12 protein-coding genes are annotated in these 14,730 nt (G+C 40.8%); 5 read left to right on the top strand and 7 right to left on the bottom strand.

What is annotated here, in order from left to right; all coding sequences use genetic code 11:
• Positions 1-125: 125 nt before the first annotated feature.
• Positions 126-647 (bottom strand): iron transporter, encoded by a 522-nt coding sequence (locus CKV69_RS02065; protein WP_005726172.1) that lies wholly within the window; start codon positions 645-647, stop codon positions 126-128.
• Between the two features lie 39 nt (positions 648-686).
• Positions 687-2,591: an FTR1 family iron permease gene (locus tag CKV69_RS02070; protein WP_016504301.1), complete on the bottom strand. Its 1,905-nt coding sequence runs from the start codon at positions 2,589-2,591 to the stop codon at positions 687-689.
• Positions 2,592-2,857: 266 nt separating this feature from the next.
• Here CKV69_RS02070 and pepE point away from each other — a divergent pair, with 266 nt between their 5' ends.
• Both pepE and CKV69_RS02080 read left to right on the top strand, forming a co-directional pair.
• Entirely contained in the window at positions 2,858-3,562 is a 705-nt protein-coding gene (gene pepE / locus CKV69_RS02075; protein WP_005721773.1) for a dipeptidase PepE, read from the top strand.
• Positions 3,563-3,658: 96 nt separating this feature from the next.
• Positions 3,659-4,549, top strand: a complete 891-nt coding sequence (locus tag CKV69_RS02080; RefSeq protein WP_014325923.1) for a Dyp-type peroxidase — start codon at positions 3,659-3,661, stop codon at positions 4,547-4,549.
• A gap of 74 nt (positions 4,550-4,623) precedes the next feature.
• On the opposite strand, the gene mrcB is transcribed toward CKV69_RS02080, so the two are convergent.
• From mrcB to erpA, 3 genes are read right to left on the bottom strand one after another with little or no spacing between them, the layout of a single operon-like run.
• Positions 4,624-6,951: a penicillin-binding protein 1B gene (gene mrcB / locus CKV69_RS02085; protein ID WP_005753831.1), complete on the bottom strand. Its 2,328-nt coding sequence runs from the start codon at positions 6,949-6,951 to the stop codon at positions 4,624-4,626.
• A 28-nt stretch (positions 6,952-6,979) separates the two neighbouring features.
• On the bottom strand, positions 6,980-7,336 hold the full coding sequence (locus CKV69_RS02090) for a YacL family protein (protein ID WP_014668095.1): 357 nt from the start codon (positions 7,334-7,336) through the stop codon (positions 6,980-6,982).
• A gap of 1 nt (position 7,337) precedes the next feature.
• Positions 7,338-7,679 (bottom strand): iron-sulfur cluster insertion protein ErpA, encoded by a 342-nt coding sequence (gene erpA / locus CKV69_RS02095; RefSeq protein ID WP_005721778.1) that lies wholly within the window; start codon positions 7,677-7,679, stop codon positions 7,338-7,340.
• Between the two features lie 138 nt (positions 7,680-7,817).
• Between erpA and map the strand changes: the two genes are divergently transcribed.
• Both map and glnD read left to right on the top strand, forming a co-directional pair.
• The gene (map, locus tag CKV69_RS02100; RefSeq protein ID WP_005753833.1) at positions 7,818-8,621 is read left to right on the top strand and encodes a type I methionyl aminopeptidase; all 804 of its coding nucleotides are present in this window, start codon (positions 7,818-7,820) and stop codon (positions 8,619-8,621) included.
• A 60-nt stretch (positions 8,622-8,681) separates the two neighbouring features.
• Complete coding sequence (gene glnD / locus CKV69_RS02105) at positions 8,682-11,276, top strand: bifunctional uridylyltransferase/uridylyl-removing protein GlnD (protein ID WP_014325924.1); 2,595 nt, start codon at positions 8,682-8,684, stop codon at positions 11,274-11,276.
• Between the two features lie 94 nt (positions 11,277-11,370).
• Here the strand turns inward: glnD and CKV69_RS02110 are convergent, their stop codons facing one another.
• Together CKV69_RS02110 and hemL are read right to left on the bottom strand one after the other, a co-directional pair.
• Complete coding sequence (locus CKV69_RS02110) at positions 11,371-12,231, bottom strand: DMT family transporter (protein WP_014325925.1); 861 nt, start codon at positions 12,229-12,231, stop codon at positions 11,371-11,373.
• Positions 12,232-12,240: 9 nt separating this feature from the next.
• Positions 12,241-13,524 carry a glutamate-1-semialdehyde 2,1-aminomutase gene (gene hemL, locus CKV69_RS02115; RefSeq protein ID WP_014325926.1) on the bottom strand — a complete coding sequence of 428 codons (1,284 nt, stop codon included), beginning with the start codon at positions 13,522-13,524 and terminating at the stop codon, positions 12,241-12,243.
• Positions 13,525-13,656: 132 nt separating this feature from the next.
• On the opposite strand from hemL, the gene wecA reads away from it, so the two are divergent.
• Positions 13,657-14,730, top strand: a complete 1,074-nt coding sequence (wecA, locus tag CKV69_RS02120; protein ID WP_005751351.1) for a UDP-N-acetylglucosamine--undecaprenyl-phosphate N-acetylglucosaminephosphotransferase — start codon at positions 13,657-13,659, stop codon at positions 14,728-14,730.

Raw genomic sequence — 14,730 nt, forward strand, 5'->3', positions numbered from 1 at the left:
AGGCATAACTTTTGTTTGCCTTAAAATGCTACTATTTCCAATCGCACTTTGTCAGAAAAGCCACGATTGGAAATAGTGTATCGAAAATTGGTGTAAAGGTGCGTTTTTACGCACCTTAAAGCGACTTAGTTCAAGCCGGTATATTTGAATTCATAACTGACATCAAATGGTTTCCACCAACGACCCACACCAGTTTCTTCATCGGTATGACGGTGCATCCCCGCTTTTGGTGGCGGCTCAATATGGTAAGTTAATTTATAGTTGCCTACGCCCATCATTTTGATATTTAAGCCATAGTGTGGACCATCAGCCGCAACCATCGGCATAAAGGTACCTTCTTGTTTCTCACCAGTATCAGTATTGACTAAAGTATAGTTAATGGTGAGATATGGCATCCATTCTCCTTCACCAAAACCATTCACGTTACCTTTAATCGCATGAATATCTGCTTCTAAGTGAATATCAGATTTGGCTGCTGGCAGCCCCATACCACGCGGTTCCATGTCAACGGGCTGCAAATATACGGCTGCAATTTCCATACCGTTCATTTCAATAGGCTCACCAATTGGATATTCTTTAAATGCCAGCGCGGATGGTGCAGCTAAAATGCTGGCGAGTAAAGTGGTGGCTAAGAGTACTTTTTTCATACTTAATCTCCTCTGACTATTTAAGTATAGATTGTGAAACTAAACTGCTTTGCGGTTCTGATATTTCATATAGAACAGGGCAAAAAGGGCTGCAATAAGTAATATCACTTGTGGTATCAAGGTTTCTAGGTAAGGATAAATACCTAACCAACTGATCTCGGGTGCACCCACAATTAAAGTTGGTTCAAAAAGTTTACCTTCAATTAACTCTAATACGCTCTTGCCGGCAAAAACAAAGGCCATCAGATACATAAAGGTGCCAGTAAACATAAAGAAGGGTTTTAATGGCAGCTTCACCACGGTATAGCGCATAATCAAATAACAGACGGTGAGAATGACTATGCCCACTACCAACCCTGCGAAAAGGTAGAGATAACTGACCGCACTTGTGGCATCAGCAACCAACGCGTAGTAGAACAATACAGTTTCCGCCCCTTCACGATAGACAGCGAGAAAACTGGTGAGCCATAGCCCAATCAATGAACCCGTTGTGAGTGCGCTAGACAATTTGCCTTCTAAATAACGTTGCCAATTTTGCGCTTCTACTTTGGATAATAGCCAGTAGCTCATCATAAATAACATCACTACAGCGATCATCATTGTAAAACCCTCTAGCAGCTCTCGACTGGCGCCTGCATTAGCAAACACGAATTGAAAAATCACGGCGGTAATCAGGCTAGCGATCAAGGCAACATAGACAGATTGGCGAATAACGGGGAGCTTATCTTGATGTTGGTTTTTGATCAGATAAGTCACAATCGCAGCAACAATGAGCAAGGCTTCTAACCCTTCACGTAGAATAATTAACAGGCTATAAAGGAACATTGACCAATGACTTTGTTTTCCTCCTTGTAACATCTCGACACTTTTGCTTAAGCCTTGAGCGAGCTGATTTGCTTGTTGTTGTAGTTGATCGGAGGAGGCATTGGCTTTGATCAAACTTACTAAACGGGTGAAATAGCCTTCGAGTTCAGCTTTCATATTGCTGTCCCGTGCGCCTATTTTGTTTTCCATCCCACTGCTTTCGAAGACATCAAAATAGGTATCTTGTACAGCAAGCATTGCTTTTTTCTGTTCACCTTGTTGATATAAGTTCATCGCTTGTTGAATGCGTTGATTAATCTCATTCGTTACTTTCTGCCAGTCTTGATCGGGCGTATTGTCTGTTGAGTTGACTTGTGCTTGCACCACTTGTGTTTCACGCGTAGTCGGAAGATTTGGTAGCTGTTCTTCAATCTCTTGTAACAACAACGTGATTTGGTAGCCTAAGTTATTGAGCTGATCCGGTTTTTCGCTAAGACGAATGAGATCATAAAATTGTTGATTAATGCTAGCTGAAATGGAGGCAGAACGATTTTGACGAATAGCCATTTCCATTTCAGCATTTTTAAAACCATCGTATTGTGCTTGCTGAACCCATTTTTTCGCTTGAGCAAATTCGCCCTGTTCATAAGCACTGATCGCTTGGGCAAGCAGATCATCAATAATTTTAAAACTTTGTTGCCAGTGTTGGGCAATAGTTTGATTGCTATACACGTCATGTTGGGCAGAGGCATTGAGTTGGTGTCCGTCCGTTAATACAGGTAATACTTCTTGCAGTTCGGATTTGAGACCATTGATTTTTGTTTGTATTGCTTCTAATGAAACACCTTCACCAATCATTTTGCGAATTTCAGCAAACGTCGCTTCCATTTGGTAACTTTTTTGTGCTGAGAAATTAATACGAATCGGACCTTCTAAGTTCTCGAACACTTCAAAATACGCCATTTGCACTTCCGTACGTGCTTCGTCAGCTTGACCTTGTTGATATAGATGCGCCGTTTTGTCTAAACGATGTTCAATGTCTTGAATCCACTCGGCATAATTGTCTTTAGCTTGTGTGAAGGCACAGAAAAACACGCTGAAAATGAGCACTAAATATCGAAGTTGTTTAACGTAAAACATACACTCACCCAAATGATAGTGATTATTATATTCGTTAGTATGATTATCCTCTTATCGTTTTTTTTCGCAACAAGAAATCCTGCTTTGATGATAAAAATGTGATAAAAAGCACAAATTTTATTACAAATATGCAGGGTATTTTTCAAAGTCGTTGGGGTAATGGAATACTGTGATGTGAGTCACGAAATCAACAATGCCAGCTGTTTATTTAGGGCGGTGCATTGCATAATGAGAGAAATATGACCATGAGTTCAGTGAGGAAAACGATGAAAAACATGTTATTAATGAGCGGTTCGAAATATCAAAATACAGACTATTTAGTGCATACGTTGCCTTGGCTACAGGATTTTTTGGCAGACTATCAAGGGAAAACCGTTGCTTTTGTACCTTATGCTGGAGTTCGTCAAAGTTATGATGAGTACGAATTAAAAGTCCAAAAAGCATTAGCTGAATTAAATGTGGCGATTCTTTCGGTTCACCGTGCAGAAAAACATGCAGAAATCATTGAAAAAGCGGATGTTATTGCGATTGGGGGAGGTAATACGTTTTGTTTATTAAAAGGCATGTATGAACATCATTTATTGCCATTGATTCGCGAAAAAGTTCAGTCGGGTACACCGTATTTTGGTTGGAGTGCGGGGGCAAATGTGGCAGGTCGCTCTATTATGACCACCAATGATATGCCGATTACTTATCCGCCATCTTTTGACGCTTTAAATTTATTTCCACACCAACTAAATCCGCATTTTATTTCGGGCAAACCTGCTGGGCATAATGGAGAAAGTCGCGAAGAACGCTTAGCGGAATTCTTAATTGTCAACCCAACTGCCAACGTCTATGCCTTGCCAGAAGGAACCGCACTGCATATTCAAGGTCAGCAAGCGCGTGTATTGGGTCAACATGATGTGTTATTGTTCAGTGAAAATATGCAATTAGCGACCTTGCCGGTGAATAGCGTATTTGATTATTAATCTCGCTTTCTGGTCTTTTTGTGAACTTTGTTTGGTGAAAAGATCAGAAAGACTTATAATCTGTACTGCTTTTTGATTAATAAGAGAGAGAACAAAATGACAGCGCAAAGTGGCGTATTATTAGAGCATTGCAAAGCTGCAATTTATTTAGAAGCAAACATCACGGATCTGACGGTGATTCCTGAAGCAAGTCGTCAATTCTGTGACAAATTAGCACAATTACAACAAACCTATCCTGATGCTAGACTAGGCGCGGTTGTTGCCTTTGGCGATAGGGTGTGGAAACAATTAGCAGGAGAGAACAGTGCAAAAGAGCTCAAACCTTTTGTGACATTAGGTAAAGGTGATGCCTCCGCACCTGCCACCCAATGGGATCTGTTGATTCATATTCAATCTTTACGTCCTGATGTGAATTTTTCTGTCGCCTTAGCCGCGATGAACTGCTTTGGTAAAGCGATTCAGGTTGAGCAAGAAATTCATGGTTTTCGCTGGGTAGAAGAACGTGATTTTACTGGTTTTATTGATGGTACAGAAAATCCACAAGCAACAAAACGCGCAGAGGTCGCACTCATTGCACAAGGTGACGATACGGATGGAAGTTATGTCTTTACACAACGCTATGAGCATAATTTAACCAAATGGGAAAAGCTTACTACTGCGAAGCAGGAAATGGTAATTGGGCGGACTAAGCCGGACAGTATTGAGTTAGAAAATAAAGTGGATACCTCACATGTAGGGCGAACTGATCTAAAAGAAAATGGTGTGGGATTAAAAATTTTACGTCATAGTTTACCTTATGGTAAAGCCAGTGAGAAACACGGTTTATTCTTTGTTGCTTACTGTGCAACCCTGTATAACATTGAGCAACAGTTACTCAATATGTTTGGTGAAAAAGACGGTAAAACCGATCGTTTACTAGGCTTTACTAAAGCAGTAACCGGGAGCTATTATTTTGCGCCGTCATTAGAGAAATTAAAAACTCTCTAATCTTCATATTCACTTAGAAAAGTGCAGTCAAAAAAGCAAAAAAATTGACCGCACTTTTTATTTATGCTGTTTGCTCAGTTAGCAATAGCATCTTCTACTGGTGCCGGTTGGTTTGATGGAGCACCCGGCGATAACACATCCCATACGCTTTCTTGTTTGCTGATTTCAGGTGCTTGGCAAAAAGACTGAGCATGATTTATCCAAACGGGAATTTGACGTGCGCTTGAACAATCCCAACTACCATAATCATTAATCCCCACCCATTGAATACTGTTAAGAGAAGGTAAGTGAAGTACAGTTGCCGGATGACGCTGTAAATAATTTTGATAAATTTGCAAGGCACCAGAAGCGCCAGTTAGTTTGGTTTCGCCATTATCATCACGCCCTAACCAAACCGTCACGATGTTTTCACCATCAATGCCCACAAACCAGGTATCACGTGCATCATTGGTAGTGCCTGTTTTTCCAGCAAGATGTAAGTGACTAAATTGGTTTTGTAAACTGCGCGCAGTGCCTCGCGTTACGGTTTGTTGCATGGCATACAGTGTTTGATAACTGGCTTCAGCCGGTACCACTTGCTCAGGTTCTAAGCGGCGTTGATATAAGAGATTTCCTTGTTGGTCTGTGATGCTGTCAATGGTCGCCAACGGGATTTTTTGTCCTTGATTGGCGATCACTTGATATAAATGCGTGACTTCGTAAGGGGAAATCGCATAAGCGCCCAATAAGGTGGCGGGTACCTTGGGGATTTGTACTTTATCCCAACCCATTTTCTTTTGTGTTTCAATCACTTTCTCTAATCCCACTTGCATCCCAATATTTACTGTTGGGATGTTTAAGGAACGAGCTAAGGCATCCATTAACATCACGGAACCGCTGTATTTGCGATCATAGTTACGCGGTTGCCACGGTGGGCTGCCTTTAATTTGAATGGTAATCGGTTGATTTTGAATCGCTGTATTAAGACGGAACTTGTCAGGTACTGAAAGTGCGGTCAAATAAATGGCGGGTTTTACTAAAGAGCCAATTTGGCGTTTGGCGCTTAAGGCACGATTAAAGCCCGCATATTGTGTTTGTAAACCACCAACAATGGCCCGCACTTCGCCTAAACGATAATCAGCAATTACCATCGCAGATTGTAAATGGGGGTTTTTGTGTTTCGCTTGTAAGGTAGATGTCGCACTGACTACTGCATTTTCTGCATGGGTTTGTTGTTTAGGATCTAAGGTTGAAAAAATCCGTGCTCCTAATAAATTTGTGGCTTTGTTTTCGCCTAATTGCTCACGTAATTCAGCTTGTAAAGTCTGAATGAAGGCAGGGTACTTGCGCGTAATTTGACCACGTTCCTGTACGCCTAATGGGCGCTGGACTAACATTTGATACAGTTCATGACCAATTACTTGATGATCGAGGAGTAAACGCAGTACCACATTACGGCGCTCTAATGCGGTGTTCGGATTCCGCCAAGGATTATAAAGAGAAGGACCTTTGACCATGCCAACTAATAAGGCGATTTGATCCAAACTAATTTCGTTGGTTGAGCGCCCAAAATAAAAGTGGCTAGCCAGTTCAAAACCATGAATTTGAGTATCGCCATTTTGCCCTAAATAAATTTCATTTAAATAGGTTTCTAAAATACGATTTTTATCGTAACGCCAATCTAAAATCACTGCCATCAAGGCTTCATTGACTTTACGGCTTAGGGTTCGTTTGTTGCTTAAAAACAGATTTTTGACTAATTGTTGCGTTAAGGTACTGCCACCTTGTACAGTATGACCTGCTTGAATATTGGTGATCATCGCACGTGCAATGCCGAGTAAACTGATCCCTTCATGTTGGTAAAAGCGACGATCTTCGGTAAGTAATAATGCATCGATTAATAAACGTGGATAGTTATGGAGTGGGATCGCTAAACGCTCTTCTTTCTCTGACTGTAGCATAGCGATTAATTTTGGCGCTAAACGAAACTCAGGAATGGTACGTTGGTTGATTAAATCTTCAATTACTGCCAATTGATTGTGTTTAAAACGTAGGCGAAAGACACGTTGTGCTTCTGGTTGTACAGGAAAGGGAAACGCGCGTCGTAGCAAAACGAGGGTATCACCTTCCACTTTAAAATCGCCAGGGGCTGCTACTAGGGTGGTTTGACGATAATCATTGTCTAATAAACGTTGTTTGACTTGTTCAAAGCTCAGTTGTTCTTCAAGACTGATACGTTCAATACGGCTATAGACTTCTGCGGGGAGTCGCCAGATCTGCCCATCCATTTTAGAGCGTATTTGCCAATCTAAATACAATCCATAAAACGCCAACATACAGATTAATGTAAAACTCACTTTGGCAAATAAGAGGAGCCAAGAAGATTTTTTTCGGCTTACATTGGTTTTGTTGGATTTTGGCATATGACCTACTCAAACTCGCGTAATTTCATTAGGATTGGATGAAAGCTAGTGCAGATTGTAAGAAATGGATAAAGTCATCTGTGCCACAAAAGGCAATACTTTCTTCATCGTAATAGTGGAAATCATCTTCAAGCGGTTGGTCATGTTCAAGCATTAGATTATTAGCGCGAACCATGACTTCTTCTTGATTGATAAATACACTGTATTCTGTCCCAATGAGTGTGATGTCTTGTTGTGCTTTGCCTGTTTGGAGTTGCTGAAGTACTGTTTGAATTTTGGCAGAATCTGACCGCACTTCGCTATTAAACCAGTTTGCAATGGCTTCATGTCCCATAGAACATTTCGCCATTATCGAACCTAAATGAGATGTGAATTGGAAATCCATATCAAATACTGAAAGATGAACCACAACCACAGGTAGTTGAGGCGTTTGGATTATTCACAACGAAACGAGAACCTTCTAAGCCCTCAGTATAGTCCACGGTTCCCCCAATTAAATATTGTAAACTCATGGGATCGATCACTAAGTGCACGCCAGATTTCTCAATAGTTAAATCACCGTCGTTTACTTTTTCATCGAAAGTAAAACCATATTGGAAACCACTACACCCACCGCCGGTAATATAGACGCGTAATTTCAAATTCGGGTTTTCCTCTTCACTGATTAAGGCTTTTACTTTGTTGGCAGCCGCATCAGTAAAGATCAGTGGCACGGAAATCTCTGTCATAATTTATCTCGCTATAATTTCAACTGAATTGACGTATTATCTAATAACCGACTAATTCGTTCAAGAATTTATCAAGGATTTTTATGTTGGATAATGTTATAATTCGCGAACGAATGCATTTTCTGGAGAAATTTTTTTATGGCAATTCCATTAAGAACGGAAGACGAAATTGTGAAGTTACGTGAGGCATGTAAGTTAGCCTCAGATGTCTTAGTGATGATTGAACCTTATGTTAAAGCGGGCGTGAGTACAGGTGAGTTGGATCGTATTTGCCATGAGTATATGGTGAACGAACAAAAAACTATTTCAGCTTGTTTAGGTTATCATGGCTTTCCAAAAGCGACCTGTATTTCTGTTAATGAAGTCGTTTGTCACGGCATTCCCAGTGACGACAAAATATTAAAGCATGGCGATATTGTTAATATTGATGTGACGGTGATTAAAGACGGTTATTTTGGCGATAATTCGAAGATGTATATTGTAGGTGAAACCAATGTGCGTAGCCAAAAATTATGCGAAGCAGCACAAGAAGCTCTCTATGTCGGATTACGTACAGTAAAACCGGGGATCCGTTTAAATGAGATTGGTCGAGCAATACAAACATACACCGAAAATCAAGGGTTTAGCGTAGTACGTGAATATTGTGGACATGGCATCGGTTCAGAATTCCACTGTGAGCCACAAGTGCTACATTACTACGCAGACGATGGCGGTGTCATTTTACAACCGGGTATGGTGTTTACGATTGAACCGATGATTAATGCGGGGAAAAAAGAAGTGCGTTTAATGGGAGATGGCTGGACTGTTAAAACCAAAGATCGTAGCCATTCTGCGCAATATGAACATCAATTAGTCGTCACGGAAACGGGTTGTGAAGTGATGACTATTCGAGAAGAAGAGGTCGCCGCAGGACGCATTCAACGAATCATGGTGAATGTCTAATACAAATTAAATATGGCTGAATTTTTTCAGCCATTTTTTTATTGATATTGAGAGGGCATAATGCTTTTTCCTTATTTTCCCTTAAGTGAGCTTGATGTCAGTGCAGTACGAACTCAGAAAGAAAATTTAAAGCAATTCGAGTTAACGCAATTTGCACACTATGAAATCTATGATCTGATTACTAACCGTACGCAATTTTGTGATCATCTCTTGCGGGATCTTTGGCTACGATTTGGCTTAGTCAAGGATAACACACTCACCTTGATCGCGGTGGGGGGATATGGTCGTGAAGAAATGTTTCCTTTGTCCGATTTGGATTTCTTGATCTTAACAAGCGAGCAGGTAGAGGCGCAAACTGAACAAAAAATTCGTCAATTCGTGCAATTTTTATGGGATTGTGGTTTTGATGTTGGGCATGCGGTGCGGACCTTATCAGAGTGTGAACAAGCTGGACGTGACAATATTACGGTTGCAACGAACTTATTAGAAGCGCGTTATTTAGAGGGGAATTTCTCACAATTTCAGCAGTTGGACAACGTATTGCAAAAAGCTGATTTTTGGCCACGTGAGGCATTTTTCCAAGCCAAATATCAAGAGCGAGTTGAACGTTATCAACGTTATCATAATACTAGCTATAACTTAGAGCCTGATATTAAACACAGCCCAGGCGGATTACGTGATCTTCACTTGTTATATTGGATCGCCTTACGTCATACTGGGGCGAAAAATCTAACGGATATTTTGAATTCGGGCTTTATATATCCTCAAGAATATGCGCAGTTACTGGAAAGTCAGCAATTTTTGTTTAAAGTGCGCTTTGCATTGCATTTAATTTTAAAACGTTATGACAACCGCTTGTTATTTGAACGTCAAATTCGTGTCGCAGAGTTACTTGAATTTGTCGGACCGGGTAATCAAGGTGTGGAAAAAATGATGAAGTCATTTTTCCAAGCGCTACAAACGATCTCCTTACTCAGTGATTTGCTAGTCAAACATTATCGCGAGCACTTTTTACAAACCAACGAACCCGTACAAGTTAGATTATTAGATAAGGAGTTCCAGTGTGTAAATAATGCCATTTGTTTACGCCAAGCAAATTTGTTTGTAGAACAACCCGAACAAATCCTAAGCTTATTTTTTCATTTAACGCAAGATCATCAGCTTGATATCCATTCTTCTACGTTACGTCAGTTACATCTTGCCCTTGAACAGCGCAGCGGTTATTTGTCTGAATTGCCGGCAGCAAGAGAGCGCTTCTTACGTTTATTCAATCAACCTGGTGCAATCGCGAGAGCACTGGTTCCTATGCATAAATACGGTGTATTAAAAGCCTACTTACCCCAGTGGCACCATATTGAAGGTTTAATGCAATTTGATTTATTTCATTGTTATACCGTAGATGAACATATTGTGCGAACTTTGCTGAAACTAGAATATTTTCTTGAGGCAGAAAGTGTGGTCCCCCATCCGATTTGTAGTCAGATTTTTTCGCGCTTAACCGACCGCACATTACTCTATATTGCAGCCTTATTCCATGATATTGCGAAAGGACGTGGCGGTGATCATGCCGAATTAGGGGCTGTTGATGTTGCTCAGTTTGCGCAGCAACATGGTTTTGATCAACGCGAAATTCACACACTGACTTGGTTGGTTGAGCAGCATCTACTCATGTCGGTTACTGCGCAACGGCGCGATATTCATGATCCCGAAGTAGTATTACATTTTGCGGAAGCCGTACAGAATAACGTACGTTTAGATTATTTAATCTGTTTAACGGTAGCGGATATTTGTGCGACAAATGAAACGTTATGGAACAGTTGGAAACGTACATTAATTGCTACCCTCTATCAATTTACCACGCAACAATTTGCACAAGGTATGGATTGCCTCTTGGATCATGCGGAGAAAATTGAAAATCATCGTCAGCAAGCCTTGACATTATTAACGCAAAATAGCCTGTTAAGTGCGGTACAAATTGAAGAAATTTGGCAGCGCTGTCCTGAAGAGTACTTTTTACGTAATACCCCGAAACAAATTGCTTGGCATACAGAATTACTGGCAGATAACCAAACAGAATTATTGGTTAAAATCAGTAATCGTTTTTCAGAAGGGGGAACCGAGATTTTTGTGTATTGCCAAGATCAACCGAACTTGTTTCATAAAGTGGTGACGACGATTGGCGCGAAGAAGTTCAGTATTCATGATGCACAAATCATCACCAGTCATGATGGTTATGTATTTGATAGTTTTATTATTACCGAATTAGATGGCAAGTTAGTGAAATTTGATCGTCGTCGTAGCTTAGAAAAAGCCTTAATGCAGGCACTGAATACGAGCAAATTGCCAACATTTCGTGCGACTCACAACCCTAAATTACAACATTTCCATGTCAAAACAGAGGTGCGCTTTTTAAAAGAACAGCGAACTGATCAAACGGAAATGGAATTGTTTGCTTTAGATCAGACTGGTTTACTTGCCAAAGTGAGTCAGGTGTTTAGTGAGTTAAAACTGAATTTGTTGAATGCCAAAATTACGACTATCGGCGAAAAGGCAGAGGATTTCTTTATTCTGACAAACAGTGAAGATCGCGCCTTAACGGCTGAACAGCGACAATGCCTAACACAGCGTTTACATGAAGTACTCGAACCAAAATAGAAAACGTTTTCCAAAATGACCGCACGTTGAGAGAGGTGTTTATCAAGTGATGTATAAATCCCATGTAAAAGTGCGGTCTGTTTTTTAAGGTTATCTATTTTTTCAAATTGACAATCGCGACGGAGACAATAATTAATGCTCCACCGAGTAACATACGCAGACTCGGTTCTTCGTCTAGCCAAATCCACGCGATCGCAATGGCATATACCGGTTCAAGAGAAATGATCATTGCAGCAGTGCGCGCATTGATCGTATCTAAGCTAGAAACAAATAGGGTATAAGCCAAGGTTGTGCAAAGTAAGCCAATGCAAGCGATCCAAAACCAATCTTGCCAAGACACATCAGGTAACTGGTGTGCAGAAAAGGGCAACAGCATAATGGCGACCACTAAATATTGACACCAACTGGATTGTGAACCTGATATTGTGCTGACGTTTTTGCGATTGATGACCGCTAATATGCCATAACTGAGGGCGGAAAAAATGCCCCACAGTAATCCTTGTGTAGCTTGATGACCAAACTCAAAGGCTGGGGTAATCAAAATCAGCCCAAGCGAAATCGCGATCAGCAAAAAATATTCTTTTGTTTTTAACCGCTCTTTAAAGAACAGCATTTCAAACAAAGCAACGAAGGCGGGGAAACTGGCAAAGCCTAAAGTACCAATCGCCACACCACCTATTTTTATCCCTTGGTAAAAACTCACCCAATGTACACCTAATAACACCCCAGAAAGACACTGGCTGGCGATTTCACGCCCTAGCATGGGGATCAGTTTTTGCCGACGAAGTAAGAAAAAAAGTGAAAGCGCAGCAAAGGCAATTAAGACACGCCCTAAGACAATCATTTCTGCACCTGTGGTGGCTAATGCGCCAAAAACACCAGAGGCACCAAATAACACTGCGGTGCCGTGTACCTTAAGCAATGCTAAGCTGTAATTATCCTTAATTATCGCCATACACTGCCTTTAAGCTAACTGAGAGAAAACTTGATCGGCAGCTTGCAAAGTGCGCTCAATATCTTGATCAGAATGGGCGAGTGACATAAAGCCTGCTTCAAACGCCGAAGGGGCAAGATAAATACCTTGTGCTAACATGGCATGGAAAAAACGGTTGAATTTTTCTGTATCACAAGCCATCACCGCTTGATAAGAAGAAACAGTTTTTTGTTCAGTAAAGAAAATGCCAAACATCCCACCAACATAATTCACTACAAACGGGACATGATGTTTGTCTGCTAAGGCTTTTAAGCCAAGTGCTAATTTCTCGGTCTGTTGGGCTAAACATTGTGCATTTCCCGCTTTTTTCAACTCCGTAAGGCAAGCAAGACCGGCTGCCATGGCAATCGGGTTGCCTGATAATGTTCCCGCTTGATAAACCGGACCTAGCGGAGCAATGTGTTGCATAATGGCTTTTTTACCGCCAAATGCACCAACAGGCATCCCGCCGCCAATCACTTTGCCTAAACAAGTTAAGTCCGGCGTGACGCCATAATAAGTCTGTGCACCACCTAATGCGACACGGAAACCAGTCATCACTTCATCAATAATAAAGACTGCACCATATTGATCACAGAGTGCACGTAAGCCTTGTAAAAAGCCCTCTTGAGGTGGAATACAGTTCATGTTACCGGCCACAGGCTCGACAATCAGACAAGCAATTTCATTAGGATATTGTTCAAAAGCGTGCTTGACTGAATCTAGGTCATTATATGTACAGGTTAAAGTATGTTTGGCAAAATCTGTAGGTACACCGGGTGAGCTTGGTTGCCCTAAAGTTAGCGCACCCGAGCCAGCTTTTACTAGCAAAGAATCAGCATGACCATGGTAACAGCCTTCAAATTTAATGATTTTATCTCGTTTAGTGTATCCACGAGCTAAGCGAATAGCCGACATAGTCGCTTCTGTCCCAGAACTGACCATACGTACCATGTCTATTGAGGGGACTAATGAACAAACTAATTCTGCTAATTCAATTTCTAACGCAGTTGGTGCGCCAAAACTTAACCCATTTTGAGCGGTGCTGATGACCGCATCTAAGATGGTAGGGTGGTTATGCCCTAAAATCATCGGTCCCCAAGATCCCACATAATCAATATATTGATTGCCTTCAGTATCATAAAGATAAGCACCTTGGGCTTTTTCGATAAAAATCGGCGTGCCACCTACTCCCTTAAAGGCACGTACTGGTGAATTTACACCGCCGGGAATTCGATGTTGTGCACGTTGAAAAAGAGATAAAGAGGTTGTCATAATCGTATCCTAATTTTGTGATAGAAATGAGCACCATTCTACTGTAAAAAAGCGGAAATAGATAAAAATATTTATGGAACAAAAAATGCTTTGTGGTATTCTTCGAGCATTCAAATTCAAAGGGAAATTCCAATGCTATTGAGTTTAATTGTGACATTTTTGGGGGCATTTCTGACATTATTATTTATGCGCCCGATTGCCCAAAAAATAGGTTTAGTTGATAAACCGAATTTTCGTAAGCGCCATCAGGGTGCGATTCCTCTAATTGGTGGTGTGTCGTTGTTTGTTGGGAATCTCTGCTTCTATTTATTAGAGTGGGAACAAATGCGCTTACCAACACTTTATTTATTTAGTATTTTTGTGTTGCTTGTGATCGGTATGATTGATGACCGTTTTGACATCAGCCCTTTTTTGCGTGCCGGTATTCAAGCAATATTAGCTATATTAATGATTGATCTCGGTAATCTTTATTTAGATCATTTGGGGCAAATTCTCGGTCCATTTCAGCTGACACTTGGATCCATTGGCTTAATTATTACAGTGCTAGCCACTATAGCTGCAATTAATGCCTTTAATATGATTGATGGGATTGATGGTTTACTAGGCGGATTATCGAGTGTGGCTTTTGTGTCTATTGGCATTTTATTAATTAAGGATAATCAGCTTGACTTGGCTTATTGGAGCTTTGCCTTAATTATTGCTATTCTGCCTTATTTTATGATGAATTTAGGCATTCCTTTTGGGCAGAAATTTAAAGTATTTATGGGCGATGCGGGCAGTACTTTAATTGGCTTTACGATTATTTGGATTTTACTGCTCAGTACGCAAGGTAAAGGGCATCCAATGAATCCTGTGACAGCATTATGGATAATCGCGATCCCACTTATTGATATGATTGCGATTATGTATCGCCGTTTACGTAAAGGCAAAAGCCCATTCCGTCCAGACCGTTTACATGTACATCATTTAATGATGCGTGCCGGTTTAACATCTCGTCAAGCTTTCTTATTAATTACTTTCGCAGCGGCAATTTGTGCCACGATTGGTATTTTAGGGGAGATTTTTTATATTAATGAATGGCTGATGTTTGCCGGATTTATTCTATTATTTTTTATGTATTCTTATTCAATTACACGTGCGTGGCGTATTACACGTTGGATTAGACGAATGAGAAGACGCGCAAAACGTATTCATAATAAGGGTTAA

This window comes from Pasteurella multocida (assembly GCF_900187275.1).
GTDB lineage: Bacteria > Pseudomonadota > Gammaproteobacteria > Enterobacterales > Pasteurellaceae > Pasteurella > Pasteurella multocida.